Annotated in this window: 21 protein-coding genes; 13 read left to right on the top strand and 8 right to left on the bottom strand. The window is 33.0% G+C overall.

All coding sequences use genetic code 11. The features are described from left to right. Window positions 1–4: 4 nt before the first annotated feature. Genes SLH33_RS08805 through SLH33_RS08825 form a run of 5 tightly spaced genes read right to left on the bottom strand, consistent with a single transcriptional unit; the run spans window position 5 to window position 3,204 of the window. Window positions 5–817: a TPM domain-containing protein gene (locus tag SLH33_RS08805; protein WP_320418712.1), complete on the bottom strand. Its 813-nt coding sequence runs from the start codon at window positions 815–817 to the stop codon at window positions 5–7. Then, the gene (locus tag SLH33_RS08810) at window positions 818–1,255 is read right to left on the bottom strand and encodes a TPM domain-containing protein (RefSeq protein WP_320418713.1); all 438 of its coding nucleotides are present in this window, start codon (window positions 1,253–1,255) and stop codon (window positions 818–820) included. A gap of 4 nt (window positions 1,256–1,259) precedes the next feature. Beyond that, window positions 1,260–1,856, bottom strand: a complete 597-nt coding sequence (locus SLH33_RS08815) for a LemA family protein (protein ID WP_320418714.1) — start codon at window positions 1,854–1,856, stop codon at window positions 1,260–1,262. A gap of 21 nt (window positions 1,857–1,877) precedes the next feature. Continuing rightward, window positions 1,878–2,207 (bottom strand): MerR family transcriptional regulator, encoded by a 330-nt coding sequence (locus SLH33_RS08820; protein ID WP_320418715.1) that lies wholly within the window; start codon window positions 2,205–2,207, stop codon window positions 1,878–1,880. A gap of 28 nt (window positions 2,208–2,235) precedes the next feature. Next, window positions 2,236–3,204: a M23 family metallopeptidase gene (locus tag SLH33_RS08825; protein WP_320418716.1), complete on the bottom strand. Its 969-nt coding sequence runs from the start codon at window positions 3,202–3,204 to the stop codon at window positions 2,236–2,238. A gap of 153 nt (window positions 3,205–3,357) precedes the next feature. Here SLH33_RS08825 and alaS point away from each other — a divergent pair, with 153 nt between their 5' ends. Both alaS and SLH33_RS08835 read left to right on the top strand, forming a co-directional pair. Beyond that, window positions 3,358–5,973 carry an alanine--tRNA ligase gene (gene alaS / locus SLH33_RS08830; protein WP_320418717.1) on the top strand — a complete coding sequence of 872 codons (2,616 nt, stop codon included), beginning with the start codon at window positions 3,358–3,360 and terminating at the stop codon, window positions 5,971–5,973. A 75-nt stretch (window positions 5,974–6,048) separates the two neighbouring features. After that, the gene (locus SLH33_RS08835; RefSeq protein ID WP_320418718.1) at window positions 6,049–6,999 is read left to right on the top strand and encodes a GSCFA domain-containing protein; all 951 of its coding nucleotides are present in this window, start codon (window positions 6,049–6,051) and stop codon (window positions 6,997–6,999) included. Window positions 7,000–7,008: 9 nt separating this feature from the next. On the opposite strand, the gene SLH33_RS08840 is transcribed toward SLH33_RS08835, so the two are convergent. Both SLH33_RS08840 and SLH33_RS08845 read right to left on the bottom strand, forming a co-directional pair. Continuing rightward, entirely contained in the window at window positions 7,009–7,320 is a 312-nt protein-coding gene (locus SLH33_RS08840) for a rhodanese-like domain-containing protein (protein ID WP_320418719.1), read from the bottom strand. Between the two features lies 1 nt (window position 7,321). Continuing rightward, window positions 7,322–9,079 (bottom strand): aromatic amino acid hydroxylase, encoded by a 1,758-nt coding sequence (locus tag SLH33_RS08845; protein WP_320418720.1) that lies wholly within the window; start codon window positions 9,077–9,079, stop codon window positions 7,322–7,324. A 122-nt stretch (window positions 9,080–9,201) separates the two neighbouring features. On the opposite strand from SLH33_RS08845, the gene SLH33_RS08850 reads away from it, so the two are divergent. From SLH33_RS08850 to SLH33_RS08875, 6 genes are all read left to right on the top strand, one after another. Continuing rightward, the gene (locus SLH33_RS08850; protein ID WP_320418721.1) at window positions 9,202–9,990 is read left to right on the top strand and encodes a M48 family metalloprotease; all 789 of its coding nucleotides are present in this window, start codon (window positions 9,202–9,204) and stop codon (window positions 9,988–9,990) included. Between the two features lie 91 nt (window positions 9,991–10,081). Continuing rightward, window positions 10,082–10,348 carry a hypothetical protein gene (locus SLH33_RS08855; RefSeq protein ID WP_320418722.1) on the top strand — a complete coding sequence of 89 codons (267 nt, stop codon included), beginning with the start codon at window positions 10,082–10,084 and terminating at the stop codon, window positions 10,346–10,348. Window positions 10,349–10,394: 46 nt separating this feature from the next. Next, on the top strand, window positions 10,395–11,912 hold the full coding sequence (gene gpmI / locus SLH33_RS08860) for a 2,3-bisphosphoglycerate-independent phosphoglycerate mutase (RefSeq protein ID WP_320418723.1): 1,518 nt from the start codon (window positions 10,395–10,397) through the stop codon (window positions 11,910–11,912). 9 nt (window positions 11,913–11,921) lie between these two features. After that, complete coding sequence (locus tag SLH33_RS08865; RefSeq protein ID WP_320418724.1) at window positions 11,922–12,455, top strand: thioredoxin family protein; 534 nt, start codon at window positions 11,922–11,924, stop codon at window positions 12,453–12,455. A gap of 28 nt (window positions 12,456–12,483) precedes the next feature. Continuing rightward, a complete protein-coding gene (gene map, locus SLH33_RS08870; RefSeq protein ID WP_320418725.1) occupies window positions 12,484–13,302 on the top strand; it encodes a type I methionyl aminopeptidase in 819 nt (272 codons plus the stop codon). Between the two features lie 80 nt (window positions 13,303–13,382). Continuing rightward, window positions 13,383–14,153 (top strand): class I SAM-dependent methyltransferase, encoded by a 771-nt coding sequence (locus SLH33_RS08875; RefSeq protein ID WP_320418726.1) that lies wholly within the window; start codon window positions 13,383–13,385, stop codon window positions 14,151–14,153. On the opposite strand, the gene SLH33_RS08880 is transcribed toward SLH33_RS08875, so the two are convergent. Continuing rightward, window positions 14,150–15,121 carry an FAD:protein FMN transferase gene (locus SLH33_RS08880; protein WP_320418727.1) on the bottom strand — a complete coding sequence of 324 codons (972 nt, stop codon included), beginning with the start codon at window positions 15,119–15,121 and terminating at the stop codon, window positions 14,150–14,152. The two genes, SLH33_RS08875 and SLH33_RS08880, sit on opposite strands and share 4 nt — an antisense overlap. 117 nt (window positions 15,122–15,238) lie before the next feature. Between SLH33_RS08880 and SLH33_RS08885 the strand changes: the two genes are divergently transcribed. The 5 genes from SLH33_RS08885 to tsf all read left to right on the top strand — a co-directional run bounded on the left by SLH33_RS08885 (window position 15,239) and on the right by tsf (window position 19,039). Continuing rightward, on the top strand, window positions 15,239–16,087 hold the full coding sequence (locus SLH33_RS08885) for a flagellar motor protein MotB (protein ID WP_320418728.1): 849 nt from the start codon (window positions 15,239–15,241) through the stop codon (window positions 16,085–16,087). Between the two features lie 185 nt (window positions 16,088–16,272). Further along, window positions 16,273–16,728 (top strand): 50S ribosomal protein L13, encoded by a 456-nt coding sequence (gene rplM, locus SLH33_RS08890; RefSeq protein WP_320418729.1) that lies wholly within the window; start codon window positions 16,273–16,275, stop codon window positions 16,726–16,728. After that, on the top strand, window positions 16,728–17,114 hold the full coding sequence (gene rpsI, locus SLH33_RS08895) for a 30S ribosomal protein S9 (RefSeq protein ID WP_320418730.1): 387 nt from the start codon (window positions 16,728–16,730) through the stop codon (window positions 17,112–17,114). Before rplM ends, rpsI begins: the two co-directional genes overlap by 1 nt. Before the next feature lie 146 nt (window positions 17,115–17,260). After that, window positions 17,261–17,998, top strand: a complete 738-nt coding sequence (rpsB, locus tag SLH33_RS08900; protein ID WP_320418731.1) for a 30S ribosomal protein S2 — start codon at window positions 17,261–17,263, stop codon at window positions 17,996–17,998. A gap of 78 nt (window positions 17,999–18,076) precedes the next feature. Continuing rightward, window positions 18,077–19,039 (top strand): translation elongation factor Ts, encoded by a 963-nt coding sequence (gene tsf / locus SLH33_RS08905; RefSeq protein WP_320418732.1) that lies wholly within the window; start codon window positions 18,077–18,079, stop codon window positions 19,037–19,039. Window positions 19,040–19,091 lie beyond the last annotated feature (52 nt).

Raw genomic sequence — 19,091 nt, forward strand, 5'->3', positions numbered from 1 at the left:
AAATTTACCAACCGCCGGTAGCACCACCACCACCAAAGCCGCCTCCGCCGAAGCCGCCACCAAAACCTCCTCCGCCGAAACCACCTGAAGAGCCTCCTCCGAAGCCACCGCCACCAAAACCGCCGCGACCTGCGTTGCTTAAAATAATGGTTTCTAAAATACTTCTAGTAGTTCTATCATCTCGGTAATTTCTGTAACCTCCTCCTCTTCCTCCTCTGTTTCCACGAGAAATAAGAATGATAAAAATTATCATAATAATAAAGAAGATCAAAAAACTTGGGTCGAAGCCTTTGCTTTGCTTTCTAGTCCCTTGGTATTCGCCTTGTAAAACTTTAAAAATAGCATTGACACCACTATCTAAACCAGCATAAAAATTACCATTTTTAAAATGTGGAATGATATTATATTCAATAATTTGACGTGATGTATAATCGGTTAATAAATGTTCTACTCCATAACCCGTTCTAATAGTAATTTTTTTATCGTCTTTAGCCAATAAAACAAAAACTCCATTATCTTTTTCTTTACTCCCTCCTATTCCCCATTTATGAGCCCAATTGGTAGCTAAATATCCAATCTCTTCTCCCTTTGTGGTACTAATTATAGCTACAACAATTTGGGTTGAAGTGGTATCTGAATACTTAATCAGCTTATTTTCTAAAGCGGATTTTTCATTGGTAGAAAGTAGCCCTATATAATCGTAAACGCTAGTTTGAAAATCAGGTTTTTCAGGAATATCATATTGTGCATATAAGCTTTGAATTCCGATAAAAACAAGTAAAGCTAGGGATATAGTATGTTGTAAAATCTTTTTCATTTAGCTTTTAGAAACTTTGTTTGGCAATTCATTTATATCAGAAGCATTCCATGGAAAGTGAGCTTTCAACTCTTCTCCTGCTTTTAATACTCCTTCAATAAGGCCTTCTTTAAAATTTCTTTTTTGAAAGTGTTTTTGTATTATGTTTTTTGTGGATTCCCAAAAATCTTTTGGAACAACGGCATCGATACCTTTGTCTCCATAAATTACAAATTTATGATCATCAACAGCTACATAAATTAATACTGCATTTCTTTGCTTGGTATTGAACATTTTAAGCAAACGAAACACTTCTATTGCTCTATTATAATGAGAAATATGTGAAGTTCTTTCTAGATGAACTCGAATTTCGCCAGAAGTGTTTCGCTCTGCTTGTCTAATGGCTAGAACGATCTCCTCTTCTTCTTGGGCAGTAAGAAAATCTTCTACGTTAGACATATTTTTAGAATTTAAAATCTACATCTGGTGCTTTTTCTGAACCTGGATCTGCTTTATAACGTGCCATTTCTTCTAAATTGAAAATTCCCGCTAATATATTACCTGGAAACTGTTTAATATGCTTGTTATACACGTTTACAGCTTCATTAAATCTATCACGTGCCACATTAATTCTGTTCTCTGTTCCTTCTAATTGGCTTTGTAACTCTAAAAAGTTTTTATTGGTTTTTAAATCAGGATATCTTTCAACAGAAACCAATAATCTTGATAATGCACCGCTTAATCCTGCTTGTGCCTCTTGAAATTTAGCAATATTTTCTGGAGTTAAATCTCCTGGATTTATAGTTGTTTGTGTAGCTTTTGCTCTAGCTTCTATTACTTCTGTTAGGGTGCTTTTTTCAAAGTCGGCAGCTCCTTGTACCGTTTTTACCAAGTTCCCTATTAAATCATTTCTTCTTTGGTAAGAACTCTCTACATTAGACCAAGCTGTTTTTGCATCTTCTTGATGAACAATTGCTGTATTGTAAAAACCTTTAGCCCATCCATAAATGGCAAAAGCAAATACAGCTATAACTATTAAAGGTACCAACCATTTTTTCATAATTCTTCTCTTTTTTTTGATTTATAATTGATTTTTAATTTTGATTAATTCAGCTTTCACTGCTTCTAATCTACTAATAATTTCATGATTTTCAACAACCTTATCTGGATTTTTCTTGAGTTTTTGTTTAGCTCCGTCTAACGTAAAGCCTCTTTCTTTAACTAGGTTATAAATTAACTTGAAGTTTTCAATATCTTCTGGTGTGAATAAACGGTTGCCTTTAGCGTTTTTTTTGGGTCTAATTACATCAAACTCACCCTCCCAAAAACGAATAAGAGAAGTATTAACGCCAAAGGCCTTAGCTACTTCTCCTATTTTATAATATCTTTTTTCAGGTAAATCTACGTGCATTTACAACTTTTAATATGCAAGTTACAAATTAATCGTAAGATTGTCTTTGTTCTTGAGAGGCTTTTTGCATTGCTGCAAACTCTTCTGGAGTAAGATCTCCGTAGTAATAATAAATTGGATTTACCGGTCTGCCATTTTTATGCACTTCATAGTGTAAGTGTGGCGCTGCAGATCTTCCTGTATTGCCCACATATCCTATTAAATCTCCACGTTTTACCTGTTGCCCTCTTTTAGCTACAAATTTACTCATGTGAGCATAAATAGTTTCATAACCATAACCATGATCTATATAGATTACATTTCCGTAAGTAGAACTTCTAGTTGCTCTAATTACTTTACCATTACCAGAAGCATAAATTGGCGTTCCAGTTGGTGAGGTAAAATCCATTCCTTTATGCATTCTCCATGATTTTAAAATTGGATGCAAACGCATTCCAAAACCAGAAGCCATTCTTTTTAAATCTTGATTTTTTACTGGTTGAATAGCAGGTATGGATGCCAACATTTTTTCTTTCTCTTTGGCTAACTCTACTATTTCATCTAATGATTTAGATTGTACTACTATTTGTTTAGATAAAATATCTAAATCTTTAGTTACATTTTTAATCATTCCACTATTATCAAAACCTTCTAAGCTTTTATAACGGTTTACTCCTCCAAAACCAGCTTTACGTTGTTCATCTGGTATAGGATTTGCTTCAAAATATGTTCTATAAATATAGTTATCTCTTTCTTGTAAATCAGCTAAAACATTTGAACTCTCTTCCATCCGTTTACTTAAAAGTTCGTAATGTAACTTTAAGTTTTCCAATTCTCTTTTTTGAGCTCTTTCTTTAGGAGATGTTAAAAACTGACTAAATACAATAAATCCAAAGAAAGCAGTTAATAAAATACTCAACATTCCAATGATTGTATTTTTTACTTTATCTCTTTTTCTTACCTCAATTCTCCTGTAAGATAAGGTATCGGGATCATAATAATATTTTACTTTTGCCATAAGACTAAATATACTATTTTTGTGGTTTTTATGGGGGCTTATCAACAAAAATGAGCCTAGTATATCCCACAAATTTACAAAATGTTTTAAAACATAGATTTTAGAACGTTTAATTACAATTATTTTAACATAATTCGATTTTAAGATCATCGTATGAAATCTCAAGAAATAAGAACTCAATTTTTAGATTTTTTTAAGTCTAAACAGCATTTAATAGTGCCTTCTGCACCTATGGTATTAAAAAACGACCCAACGTTAATGTTTACCAATTCTGGTATGGCACCTTTTAAAGAATATTTCTTGGGAAATGCCAAACCTAAAAGTACTAGAATTGCCGATTCGCAAAAATGTTTACGTGTTTCTGGTAAACACAATGATTTGGAAGAAGTTGGTTACGATACCTACCACCACACTATGTTTGAAATGTTAGGAAACTGGAGTTTTGGTGATTATTTTAAAAAAGAAGCAATTGCTTGGGCTTGGGAATTACTTACAGAAGTATACAAAATAGATAAAGACATTTTATATGTTACCGTTTTTGAAGGTGATAAGCAAGATGGTACTAAAATGGATACCGAAGCGTATGACTTATGGAAACAGCATATTGCTGAAGACCGTATTTTAAAAGGAAATAAAAAAGATAACTTCTGGGAAATGGGAGATCAAGGACCTTGTGGACCTTGTTCTGAAATTCATGTAGATATTCGTTCGGCAGAAGAAAAAGCAAAAGTTGATGGTAAATCTTTAGTAAATATGGATCATCCGCAGGTAGTAGAAATTTGGAACTTAGTTTTCATGCAATACAACCGTAAAGCAGATGGTTCTTTACAAGAATTACCAGCAAAACATATAGATACAGGTATGGGATTTGAGCGTTTATGTATGGTGTTACAAGGCGTTCAATCTAACTATGATACTGATGTGTTTACTCCATTAATTCGTGAAATTGAAACTATCTCTGGAGTTACATACGGAAAAGATGAAAAGGTTGATATTGCTATTCGTGTAATTGCAGATCACGTTCGTGCAGTTGCTTTTGCTATTGCAGACGGACAACTACCGAGCAACAACGGTGCTGGTTATGTGATTCGTAGAATTTTGCGTCGTGCAATTCGTTACGGATTCACGTTCTTAAATCAAAAAGAACCTTTTATTTATAAGCTAGCAGAAACTTTAAGCCATCAAATGGGTCATGCTTTCCCAGAAATTAGAAAGCAAGATACTTTAGTACACAATGTAATTAAGGAAGAAGAAGCTTCATTCTTACGCACTTTAGATCAAGGTTTATTGTTGTTAGATAAAGTTATTGAAGACACTAAAGCGGATACAATTTCTGGTAAAAAAGCATTTGAATTATACGATACCTATGGTTTTCCTTTAGATTTAACTCAGTTAATTGCTCGAGAAAAAGGATATTCAATTAACGAGGATGAGTTTGCTTCTGAAATGGAAAAGCAAAAAAACAGATCGCGTTCAGCATCTGCAAGTGAAACAGGTGACTGGGTAACTTTAGTAGAAGATGAAACTGAAGAATTTGTTGGTTACGACACATTAAGTGTTGATGTAAAGCTAACTCGATACAGAAAAGTAACTACTAAAAAAGAAGGAGATCAATATCAGTTAGTGTTTAACATGACTCCATTTTATCCTGAAGGTGGTGGACAAGTTGGTGATAAAGGTTATATTGAAACTCCAAACGGAGATGTAGTTCATATTTTAGATACTAAAAAAGAAAATAACGTAATCATTCATTTCACTAAGAGTTTACCTAAAAATTTAAATGAAACTTTTAGAGCTGTAGTTAATGAAGAATTCAGAAGCTTGTCAGCAAGTAATCACTCTGCAACGCACTTGTTACACCAAGCGTTGCGTGCTATTTTAGGTACGCATGTAGAGCAAAAAGGATCATTGGTAAGTCCTGATTATTTACGTTTTGATTTTTCTCATTTCTCTAAAGTAGACAAAGGTCAATTAGAAGAAATTGAAGAGTTTGTAAACTCTCGTATTAAAGAGAATTTACCTTTAATCGAAAGAAGAAATATACCAATGCAACAAGCTATTGACGAAGGTGCTTTAGCATTGTTTGGAGAGAAATACGGAGATAGCGTTCGTGCTATTAAATTCGGACAGTCAATGGAATTATGTGGTGGTACACACGTGCAACAAACTGGAGATATTTGGTATTTCAAAATTAAGTCGGAAGGAGCTGTGGCTGCAGGAATTCGTCGTATTGAAGCCATTACCAATGTAGCTGTTGGTGATTATTTTGAAAGCATAGAAAAAGATTATTCTGAAGTAAAACAATTACTAAAGAACCCTAAAGATTTGGTTAAAACTGTATCTGGTTTACAAGATGAAAATGCAGCTTTAAAAAAGCAAATTGAACAGCTTTTAAAAGACAAAGCTAAAAACATGAAAGGCGACATTAAAAACCAACTACAAGAGGTTAACGGTGTGCACTTTTTAGCTGCTCAGGTAGATTTAGATCCGAATAGCATTAAAAACTTACTATTTGAATTGGGTGGTGAAGTTGACAATTTATTTGTGCTTTTTGCAACTGCTCCATCTAAAGAAAAAGCAATGTTAACCTGTTATATTTCTAAAGATTTAGCCAATGAAAGAGGTTACGATGCAGGTAAAGTGGTTCGTGAATTAGGAAAATACATTCACGGTGGTGGTGGTGGACAAAATTTCTTTGCTACTGCCGGAGGTAAAAACCCAGGTGGAATTCCGAAAGTATTAGATAAAGCTAAAGAATACGTAAGTTAATTCTTACCATACAAGACTATAGAAGGTTCAAAGTTTGTTTTACTTTGAACCTTTTTTATTTTTACCTTTAACCTTATGAATTTACAAACCCAAATACCTTTACAAAAGCAATCTCATCATCAAATTGATTACAACTCTAAATTGTTGTTATTGGGCTCTTGTTTTTCAGAAAATATCGGAAACAAATTAGGGTATTTCAAATTTCAATCGACACAAAATCCATTTGGCATTCTATTTCAACCTAAAGCTATTGAACAATTAATTACCAATAGCATTAATGAAAAAGAATATACTGAAGTTGATATTTTTAACCACAATGAAATTTGGAGTTGTTTTGATGCGCATTCGGCATTAAGCTCTATCAATAAAAATGAATTATTAGAAGGATTAAATTCTGCAATAAAAGCTACTCATCAACAGCTAAAAAATACATCTCATATAATTATTACACTAGGAACTTCTTGGGTGTATCGTTTTATTGAAACTGATATTTTAGTTGCTAATTGCCATAAAATTCCGCAGAAAAAGTTTTTAAAAGAAATTTTATCAGTTGATGAAATTACCGAGAGTTTAACATCTACAATTGCTTTAATCCGAAGTATAAACACTAACGCTTCCATAATTTTAACAGTCTCTCCGGTACGCCATATCAAAGATGGTTTTATAGAAAATCAACAAAGTAAAGCACATTTACTATCAGCAATTCATCAAGTAGTAGAACCTAGAAAAAATGTTCATTATTTTCCATCTTATGAAATTATGATGGATGAATTACGAGATTATCGTTTTTACGCTGATGATATGATTCATCCTTCTGAAGTGGCTATCAATTATATTTGGGAAAAGTTTACGGAAGCATGGTTATCTGACACCTCTAAAGAAATTATGAAGGAAGTGGATACAATTCAAAAAGGATTAGCGCATCGCCCTTTTAATCCAAACACGGAACAACATCAACAGTTTTTAAAAAATTTACAACAAAAAAAGGAAACACTTCAGCAAGCATTTCCTTTTATTCAATTTTAACTTTCTTTTTTAATTGGTGTATTGAGCCACGTTTTGCCATGGTCCGCCGTTAATTACGTCTAAACCATGACTTCTTAAAAATTGTGTAGCTTGCTCACTTCTTGCACCACTTCTACATACTGCAATAATTGGCTTACTCCACTCTTTAATTTCATCAACTCTAACAGGGATGGTTCCTAATGTTACTAACGTAGCTCCTACACAATGTCCTTCATTCCATTCTTCAACAGATCTTACATCCAAAACCACCGCTCCTTTGTCTAAATATTCTTTAATTTCGTTTACCATTTTCTTTTTTCTTAAAAACTTAAAAAATTGCATTTTACATTTTTTGTACTTGCGGAAGCAAAGCTAAACCATTTTTAAGTAAAGTTATGTAGCTTTTGTTACTTTTCAAATGCTCAAGGTGTTTTTCAATGTAAGGTTGCACTGTAAAATCTTTACCAATGCATAATTCATATAACTCTAAGGTTAGCAACCAATCATTAGGAAAATCTCTTACAACACTATCAAAAACTTCACTTACAGTTCTATCATCCGCTGTATTTTCTTCTCTCATTTTTCTTACATCAGCATACAATTGATACAACTTTTTATCTTTATCTGAATACTGAATTTTATATGTTTTTGTTTCAGAAACCTTGCCCATATCAGCAAATGAAGCATTATCAGCAGCACCAGCATATGCTGAAATTATTTCTGCTCCAACAGCCATATCATATACTCCCCATTCAGGTTGAAATAAGATTTTATCATACTGAGTTACATAACAATTTTTAAAAGAAATAATCATTACTTCTCCTTTTATATTACGCGTACCTGTTATGATTTCTCCATCTACCTTTACTCCTCCTTCAAAATCAAGCTCCATACGTTTGCCTTCATAAATCCCAAAGTGATCTAAATCATACGGACTCATTTTTTCAATAGGCATTGCTATATTTTTCAACTTACCAATAGGAGATCCAAAACCTTCTGCATGATATTTTACTCCATGACCAATAAGTTCCTTTCCTCTATAAGACAAGGCTGTACCACCCGTAGTTTGTACATAAATCGGGTTATTTTCTTCATCGGTTATTACATTAGCAAATACTCCTGAAATTTCAATACCAGAACTTAATTCAATAGTACCAATACTTTGAGAATCAATTAACTTTTCAACACCTTCTAATCCTCCTTTTCTAACCGCCATCGTGTTAGCAAACTCTTCTAAAACAGAGCTCAAATGTGCAAAATCGGGCGTAACAAATAATTGTGGTTGAGGTTTAGTAATATCAAAACTCATGGTAGCTGCATCAATTGTATAAGGTAATTTTTTAACCTCATCTTGCATACACCATTTACTTTCTCCAATAGATGATAACAATCCTGCACCATAAATTTTAGGCTCTTCAAGACCGCCTATTAATCCATACTCTACTGTCCACCAATGTAGGTTACGTATCTGAGCCATTTCAGATAATTCGCCCATATTATTTTGTATATACTCTACTTTTTGCTGAGCTTCCTCAATTTCTTTTTCAGTAGAATTAGGGTTCTCTTTTAAAATTGAGAGCAAACGAATAGCTTCATACATTTCATAATCTTTAGATGATGAAATAGCCTTGGACCCTATTTCTCCAAAACGACGCAAATACTCAGCATATTCAGGGTTAGCAATAATAGGCGCATGACCTGCTGCTTCATGAATAATATCTGGTGCTGGTGTATATTCAATATGATTTATGGTTCGCATGTCCGAAGCAATAACCAATACGTTATATGCCTGAAACTCCATAAACGCATTGGGAGGAATAAAACCATCAACAGAAACTGCTGCCCAACCAATATCTTGTAAAATACGGTTCATTCCTTCCATTCTAGGAATATTATTAATTGAAATTCCCGTCTTTTTTAATCCTTCTACATATGATTCATGTGCAACTTTACTCAAATAATCAACATTCATTCGCATAACATATCTCCAGACCGCTTGATTTTGGGCAGTGTATTCTTCATAAGGTTGTTTAACCACAAACTTATGTAAGTGTTTTGGTAGTTTTTTAGTTACCTCATTAAGCTCAAATTCCACATTCATGTATTCAATTATTTTTAGGGATTGATGCTCTAAAATTAAGAAATTTCATCTTCACAAAGTATAACCAGCAATAAAAACCTGTATATTTTTGTATATTTACTCAAAAGTAAAAATCTATAAAAATGAGAAAAAGTGGTTTTAATATTCGGTTGTTAATAGGAGTAGCTATTGCTCTTTTTGCAGTTGTAAAATATTGCTCTAACTCTGAAGTAAACCCGTATACAGGGAAAAAACAGCATATTTCTATTTCTCCTAAAGAAGAAGTAGCTATTGGGTTAAGTTCTGCTCCGCAAATGGCACAACAGCATGGAGGCCTACACCCCAATGCACAGTATCAACAAATAGTTGATGTAATAGGAAGTAAATTAGTTAATAATTCTATAGCTAAAAAATCTGGCTACCCTTTTGAATTCCATTTATTACGAGATGAAAACACAATTAATGCCTTTGCTTTACCGGGAGGACAGGTATTTATTACCATGGCATTATTTGGTAGATTGGTAAATGAAGATGGCAGACTAAATGAGGACATGGTTGCTGGAGTATTAGGACATGAAATTGGTCATGTTATTGGACGTCATTCAGCAGAACGTATGGCAAAACAAGAACTAACCCAAGGATTATTATCAGGTGCCGCAGTAGGATTTGACCCTAACACTGCACAAGGTGCTGCTGTAATTGCAAATGCTGTCAATATGAAATATGGTAGAGAAGATGAGTTGGAGAGTGATGATTTAGGCGTTCGTTTAATGGTAAAATCTGGATATGATCCTCGTTATTTAATTAATGTAATGGAAATTTTAAAGCAAGCTGCTGGACCTAATAGAGTACCAGAGTTTCAAAGTACCCACCCCGATCCTGAAAACCGAATTGAAAAAATTAAGGAAGCCATTAAAAAATATAAAAAATAATTCAAAGCTCTTTGTAAACAAAGAGCTTTTTTATTGTAACAAATTTAGTCAATCATCTACTAATTAGGTATAATCAAAAATTAATATTGTTATGAGTTTTGGTGGGGCAGTATCTGCAATGATCACTAGTTTAAAGAATAACAAAAGACCCAGAAAAAGTGTCTTTGATAAACTAGAAAAGAATACAGGTGCTTTAAGCGGAAAACTATATTTTGATAAAAAAGCAACACAAAAACAACTCTCAGAAATAAAACAAAGATTACAAAAAGAAAATAGAATTAGAATTACTAGAAACATTATCATTTTTTTAATCTTTATCAGTATTTGTATTTACGTAATCGGTTTCGTAAAATTTTAAAAAGAGTCGTAAAATCTTTCTTATTTTTACTGTTCAAAACAAATCCATGAACAAAAAAGTAATTTTAATGATTTTGGATGGTTGGGGTATCACTCAAGATCCAAAAGTATCAGCTATATACAACGCAAAAACTCCATTTATAAATTCATTATATGAAAAGTATCCTAATGCTGAATTACGCACCGATGGGGAACATGTAGGTTTACCTGTGGGACAAATGGGTAATTCTGAAGTTGGACACATGAATTTGGGTGCAGGAAGAATTGTATATCAAAACTTAGCAAAAATTAACAAAGCAGTTGATGAAGGAACTTTAGCTAAGGAGGAGGAATTATTAAAAGCTTTTGAATACGCTAAAACTAATAATAAAAATATTCATTTTTTAGGATTGGTTTCTGATGGAGGAATACACTCTCACATCAATCATTTAAAAGGGTTGCTGTCTGCTGCTGATAATTACGGTCTAGAAAATGTGTATTTGCATGCATTTACTGATGGACGTGATTGCGATCCAAAATCGGGTAAATACTTCATCAACGACATTCAAGAATACATGCAACAAACTACCGGAGAATTGGCATCAATTACAGGTCGTTATTACGCCATGGATAGAGATAACCGTTGGGAACGTGTAAGTTTAGCCTATAATGCTTTGGTGAAAGGTGAAGGAAAACACTCAACCAATGCTGAGGTAAGTATTTTAAACAGTTACAAAGAAGGTGTAACCGATGAGTTTATCAAACCTATTATTATGGTAGATGAAAATGATCAACCGAAAACTACCATTCAAGAAGATGATGTGGTTATCTTTTTCAATTTTAGAACAGACAGAGGTCGCCAGTTAACCGACGCTTTAAGTCAACAAGATTTTCCAGAATATAACATGAAAAAACTTCCGTTGTATTTTGTTACGATGACAAATTACGATGATACTTTTAAAGGCATTCATGTAATTTATGATAACAAGAACATTGAAAAAACCTTAGGTGAAGTTTTATCAAAAGCAGGTAAGCAACAAATAAGAATTGCCGAAACTGAAAAATATCCGCATGTAACATTCTTCTTTTCCGGAGGAAGAGAAAAAGAATTTGAGGGTGAGAAAAGATTGTTATGCCCATCTCCAAAAGTAGCAACCTACGATCTAAAACCAGAAATGAGTGCCTATGAAATTCGCGATGCAATTGTTCCTGAGTTAGAAAAAGGCGAAGTAGATTTTGTATGTTTAAACTTTGCTAACGGAGATATGGTTGGCCACACCGGAGTTTTTGAGGCTGCTGTAAAAGCTTGTGAAGCGGTAGATATTTGCGTAAAAGATGTAATTACAACTGCCTTAGAAAATGATTATACAACGTTATTAATTGCAGATCATGGAAACTGTGAAACTATGATCAATCCTGATGGAACACCACACACAGCACATACAACAAATCCAGTTCCTTTTATTGTTATCGATAAAGACATTACTTCTGTAAAAAGTGGTATTTTAGGTGATATTGCACCCACTATTTTACGACTAATGAACGTAGAACAACCAAAAGAAATGACTCAGCATTCACTTATTTAAAATCACATTATGAAAAAAATTATATATATAATAGCTACAGTTTTGTTAGCATCTTGTGCCGTTCCGAAGAACTTTCCTGCAAAAAAAAATGAAAACGGAAATTTAATCGGAATTGCCACCAAAGAAAGTTTTAAACAAGAGCCGTATGGCAGTGAATGGTTTAATGATTATTATGAGTATTATGAAACTGATAAAAAAATCATAGCCCAAATAAAACCTTTATTAGAAGGTGTAACAATAAAAGTTTTTATGGGAACGTGGTGTGGTGATAGCCAGCGTGAAATTCCTAATTTTTACAAATTGATGGACGAAGCAGGATTTGATTATAAAAACCTAGAGCTAATTACTGTCAATAGAAAAAAGAAAGCAAAAGGTTTAGAAAAAGGATACAATATTAACTTTGTGCCTACTTTCATTTTTTATAAAGATGGAAAGGAATTAGGAAGATTTGTAGAACATGCTGTTGGTAATAGCACAATTGAAAATGATTTTTTAAAAATTCTTTCAGGGCAACCTTACCAACACGCTAAATACGAAAAATAACCGTAAATTTGCAGCCAAATTTAAAATCATGATCATACAGAAAACCAGAGAAGAAATTGAGTTAATGCGCGAAAGTGCTTTGGTGGTATCAAAAACCCTAGGAATGCTTGCTAAAGAAGTAAAACCTGGAGTAACAACCTTATACCTTGATAAACTTGCCGAAGATTTTATTCGTGATCATAATGCCATTCCTGGTTTTTTAGGATTGTATGATTTTCCTAATACACTTTGTATGAGTCCGAATTCACAAGTAGTTCATGGTATTCCTAACAACACACCCTTGCAAGAAGGGGATATCATTTCTATTGATTGTGGCGCAATAAAAAATGGATTTTATGGTGATCATGCCTACACTTTTGCAGTAGGAGAAATTGCTCCTGAAGTTCAAAAATTATTAGATGTAACTAAAGAAAGTTTATATGTTGGTATTCGTGAACTTAAGGTTGGTAATCGTGTTGGTGATGTTGGTTTTGCTATTCAGCAATATTGCGAAAAACATGGATATGGTGTTGTAAGAGAATTAGTTGGACATGGATTAGGTAAAACCATGCATGAAGATCCCAATATGCCAAACTACGGACGAAGAGGAAGAGGTAAAAAACTTGTAGAAGGAATGACTGTAGCAATTGAACCTATGATTAATATGGGAACAGAAAAAATCCGTCAACATAAAGACGGATGGACAATTACTACTTTAGACAACAAACCAAGTGCTCACTTTGAACATGATGTTGCCATTGTGGATGGCAAACCAGAGTTGCTATCTACTTTCCAATATATTTATGATGCGTTAGGCATTGAAAGCGATGAAGAATTGGAGTTCAGAAAACAACCTTTAGTATTATAAAATCTTTTTACTAATGTTATTCCGCGCTTGTTGCGGAATAACATCAAAAATTACATTCCAGCTATCACAGGAATGACAGAATGAAAATATTCAAATTAATTTTAAATACTATTCCTCGTCCTTTTTTAATCAAGGCAAGTTATGCAGTTCGACCTGCTGTATCTTGGTGGTTAAAAGGCGATAATTTTACCGATCCTATTGACGGAAGATCATTTAAAAAATTATTACCTTACGGATATGGAAGGCAGCGAGAAAACGCACTTTCTCCCTCTACTTTATCATTAGAAAGACACAGATTGATGTGGCTGTTTTTAAAAAATGAAACCAATTTTTTCACTTCAAAAAAGCAATTAAAAGTACTACACATTGCTCCTGAACAATGCTTTTTGAGTATTTTCAGAAAACAAAAAAACTTAGATTATCTCACTTCTGATTTAGAATCACCCATTGCAGATGTAAAAGCGGATATTTGTGATCTTCCTTTTGTAGATGAATCTTTTGATGTGGTTTTTTGCAATCATGTTTTAGAACACATTCCTGATGACACAAAAGCAATGCAAGAATTGTACAGGGTGATGAAAACAAATGGTTTTGGTATTTTTCAAATTCCGCAAGACCTATCAAGGGAAACCACTTTTGAAGACGATTCTATTACCGACCCAAAAGAACGCGCTAAAATATTCGGTCAATACGATCATGTACGCGTGTATGGTCGTGATTATTTTGACAAACTTCGTTCAATTGGTTTTAAAGTAGATGAAGTTGATTACACAAAAAAAATCGCCCCAAAATTAGTGGAGCGATATGCATTAATGAACGGTGAAATTTTGCCAGTTTGCTACAAAAATTAGTTTTCAAACTCTACAATATTGCCTTGTGCATCGGCATGTAATAAAATCACTTTTAGCTCTGGGTGTTTTGTCAAAAACACTTTCGTTTTTTCAAATCCCATTGCCATGAAAGCGGTTGCATAAGCATCTACATCAGCACAATCGATAGAACCCAATACGGTAGCACTTAATAAATTACTTTCTTGCGCAACACCTGTTAACGGATTTAAAATATGCACATATTTTTTTCCGTCAGCAACTTTAAATTTTCGGTAGTTTCCTGACGTAGCCATAGAAATATCTGAAACTTCAATTAATTTCTGAAAAGATTGAGTTCCATCAAAATTTGGCTTTTCTATAGCCACTTTCCATTTATTTCCATTTTTCAATCCTCTGGTTCTAATCTCTCCTCCTATTTCTACCAAATAGTTTTGGATGCCCTTCTCTTCTAATAATCGGCCAACTACATCAATTCCATAACCTTTCGCAATCGAATTTGCATCCAACTCAACTGCTGGATGTTGCTTAACAATTTTATTATTTACTAATTGCACCTTATCAAAACCTATTTTTTGCATCATTTGATTCAACTCTTCTTCAGAAAAATCTTTCATCTCTTGTTTTGAACCAAAACCGTAGGCATTTACCAATTGACCTACAGTGATATCAAAATATCCTTCAGTTTCTTTATAAATTCGTTTAGATTTTTCAAATACTTCTTTAAATAAATGATTCACCACTACTGTTGTGTCATTTTGATTGATTTTAGAAATATCAGATGTTGGCAGATATGTTGAAAATGATTTGTTTACTAAGTGAAAAACACTATCAATTCCTTTTTGATAATTTATTTCAGAATCATAAATAATATGGTATGAGGTGCCAAAAACATTTCCTTGCAATTTTGTTAAAGCTTTTTCTTCTGCTTTTTTACAAGCATTCAATAAAAAAAACAGCATTAATAGCTGGCATACAACAGTATTCTTCATGATTTTTATAAAATTTAACCACAAAAATACTTCAATTAAAGTTCTTAAATTATAGTTAATCTTCTTTTTTGTAAGTTCATTTTTATAAATTTGTTTAAGATTTTAATTAAACAAAAAATGAAAAAACTAGCTTTATTATTTGCCTCAGTAGTATTATTGGCTTCTTGTGCTTCTAACAAAGAACTTGAAGCTTTGAAAACAAAACATGCGCAAACCAAGGAAGAATTATTAGCGGTTAAAAACAACTTAACAAAATGTTTGGTTGAAAAAGAACGCTACCAAGAAAAATCAGATTTATTACAAACTACTGTAAATGATCTTAAAAAAGACAAAGAAAAAACACTAGAACAAGTTGGAGACTTAACAGTTTTAACTAAAGGAGCTAATGATAATATTAAAGAAACTTTAGCTCAGTTAAGTAAAAAAGACAAATACATCAATAAAATTAGAGAAGCAGCATCTAAAAAAGACTCTTTAAACCTCGTAGTAGCTTTCCATTTAAAGAAAGAATTACAAGATGGTATTGATGATGAAGATATTGAAGTAAATGTTGAAAAAACAGTTGTTTTCATTTCTATTTCTGATAAATTATTATTTAAAAGCGGTAGCTATACAATTACTGACAAAGCATCAAAAGTGTTAGAAAAAGTAGCAACCGTAGTTAACGGTCAACCGCAAATGGATGTAATGATTGAAGGACATACTGATAACACTCCTATCTCTGCAAACTCATCATTAAAAGATAATTGGGATTTATCTGTTAAGCGTTCAACAGCTATTGTTCGTGAATTACAAAGCAAATACGGAGTTGCTCCAGAAAGATTAATTGCTGCAGGTAGAAGTAGCTATGTGCCTTTAGTAGAGAATGATACGCCTGCTAACAAATCAAAAAATCGTCGTACAAAAATTATTGTAATGCCTAAATTAGGTCAATTCTTTGATTTATTAGACCAAAAAGTAGAATAATTTAAACTCTACCACGTTGAGTTAAAAACCACCTAAAAGGTGGTTTTTTTATTTTTTAGTATTACATCCCAATAAATAAATCTAACCTACTATTTGTCAATCAAATAATTAGTTGTAATTTTGCACTCTCTTTTCAAAGAGAAAAACAGAATTATTAACAATAAACAAAAACTAATCGTGTAATTATGAACACATTAAGTTACAAAACAGTATCAGCTAACAGTGCTACTGCAAACAAAGAGTGGGTTTTAGTTGATGCGGACGGGCAAACATTAGGTCGTCTAGCTTCTAAAGTTGCAAAACTTATTAGAGGTAAGTACAAACCAAATTATACTCCTCACGTAGATTGTGGAGACAACGTTGTTATTATCAACGCTGAAAAAATTGTGTTAACTGGAAACAAAATGGCAGATAAAACTTACATCCGCCACACAGGTTACCCAGGAGGACAAAGATCGTTAACTGCTACAGAAATGTTCGAAAAAGATCCTACAAGATTAATCGAAAAAGCAGTAAAAGGAATGTTACCTAAAAACAAATTAGGAAGTGCGTTATTCAGAAATTTATATGTTTACGCAGGTACTGAGCACCAACAAGAAGCTCAAAAACCAAAAGCTATTAACCTTAACGATCTTAAATAATGGAAACAGTTCACAAAATAGGTAGAAGAAAAACAGCTGTTGCACGTGTATATGTTTCAGAAGGAAAAGGAAACATTACCATCAACAAAAGAGAGTTTAAAAACTATTTTACAACTCCAACCTTACAATACAAAGTTCAACAACCTTTAATGTTAACTGAAAACTTAGATGCATTTGACATCAAAGTTAACGTTTACGGAGGTGGTGTTACTGGTCAAGCAGAGGCTATTCGTTTAGCAATCACCAGAGCTTTAGTAGCAATTAACGAAGAAAACAAAGCTGCATTAAAACCTGAAGGATTATTAACTCGTGACCCAAGAATGGTTGAGCGTAAGAAATTCGGTCAAAAGAAAGCACGTAAGAAATTCCAGTTCTCTAAGCGTTAATATTTTGCTGAACTCGTTTCAGTATCTATTCAATGTTTCGAGACTGTTATTCAAATATTTTTTATTAACAGTTTAGTATCTAAATATTTCAGACGTAAAAACCTACTGAAATATTGCGAAAACAGAACGTAAACACATTTATTAAAATGGCAAACATTCAAGAATTATTAGAAAGTGGTGTTCACTTTGGACACTTAACTAGAAAATGGAACCCTAACATGGCTCCATACATTTATACAGAACGTAATGGTGTTCACATCATCGATTTGTATAAAACATCAGCTAAAATTGATGAAGCTTCTGCAGCTTTACAAAAAATAGCTAACTCAGGGCGCAAAATCTTATTCGTTGCTACTAAGAAGCAAGCTAAAGATATCGTTGCTGAAAAAGCAAAAGCAGTAAACATGCCTTACATTACTGAAAGATGGCCAGGAGGTATGTTAACAAACTTTGTTACTATTCGTAAAGCTGTTAAAAAAATGGCTTCTATTGATAGAATGAAAACAGATGGTTCTTTCGACGCTTTATCTAAGAGAGAAAAATTACAAATTAACCGTCAACGTGAAAAATTAGAAAAGAACTTAGGTTCTATTGCTGATATGACTCGTTTACCAGGAGCTTTATTTGTAATTGATGTTAAAAAAGAACACATCGCTGTTGCTGAAGCACAAAAATTAAACATCCCAATCTTTGCAATGGTAGATACGAACTCTGATCCAAGACCTATCGATTTCGTAATTCCTGCAAATGATGATGCTTCAAAATCAATTGATAAAGTTTTATCATATGTAACAGATGCAATTGCTGAAGGTTTAGCTGATAGAAAAGCTGACAAGGAAAAAGCAAAAGCTGACAAAGAAGTTACAGCAGAAGAAACAAAATAATTTTAAAATAAAGGTTTCATTACATTGAAACCTTTATTTTATTTTAACTTTAATCACAACCTTAAAAAAATATAACAAATGGCAATAAGTGCTGCAGACGTTAAAAAATTAAGAGAGACTACAGGTGCAGGTATGATGGACTGTAAAAATGCATTAGTGGAAGCCGAAGGAAACTTTGACAAGGCTATTGAAATTTTACGTAAAAAAGGTCAGAAAATTGCTGCTAAAAGAGCAGATCGTGAATCAACTGAAGGAGTTGCAATTACTAAAGTTGCAGATGACAATACTTATGGTGTTGCTATCGTATTAGCTTGTGAAACTGACTTCGTTGCTAAAAACGATTCATTTAAAGAATTAGCTCAGGAATTTGTTGACATCGCTTTTAACTGTAAGACTAAAGAAGAATTTTTAGCTGCTGACTTTGGAGGTATGACTGTTGCTGAAAAATTAATTGAGCAAACAGGAGTAATTGGAGAAAAAATAGATATTTCTGCTTTTGAAAGAATTGAAGCACCATATGTAGGAGCTTACACTCACGTTGGTAAAATTGCTGCTATGGTTGGTTTAACTAAAGCTGTTGATAATGCTGCTGAGTTAACTAAAGATTTAGCAATGCAAGCTGCTTCAATGGGAGCAACTTCATTATCATACAAAGGTTTTGATGCTGAGTATGTTGCTAAAGAAACTGAGGCTAGAATTGCGGCTATCGTTAAAGATAATGAAGAATTAGTACGTTTAGGTAAACCATTAAAGAACGTACCAAAATTCGTTTCTCGTTTACAATTAACTGATGAAGCTCTTGCTCAAGCTGAAACTGAAGCTAAAGAGCAATTAAAAGCGGAAGGTAAACCAGAGCAAATCTGGGATAAAATCTTACCAGGTAAAATGGAAAGATTTATTTCTGATAACACTACTTTAGATCAAGAGCAGTGTTTATTAGATCAAAAATTCATCAAAGATGAGAAGAAAACTGTTGCAGAATATGTTTCATCTTACGGTGATGTTGAAGTTAAAAACTTTGTAAGAGTAACTTTAGGTTAATTTACTCTTTAAACTATATTTTAAAAACCTCGCAGAAATGCGAGGTTTTTTT

It is taken from the genome of Tenacibaculum sp. IB213877 (assembly GCF_034043975.1).
Classification (GTDB): domain Bacteria; phylum Bacteroidota; class Bacteroidia; order Flavobacteriales; family Flavobacteriaceae; genus Polaribacter.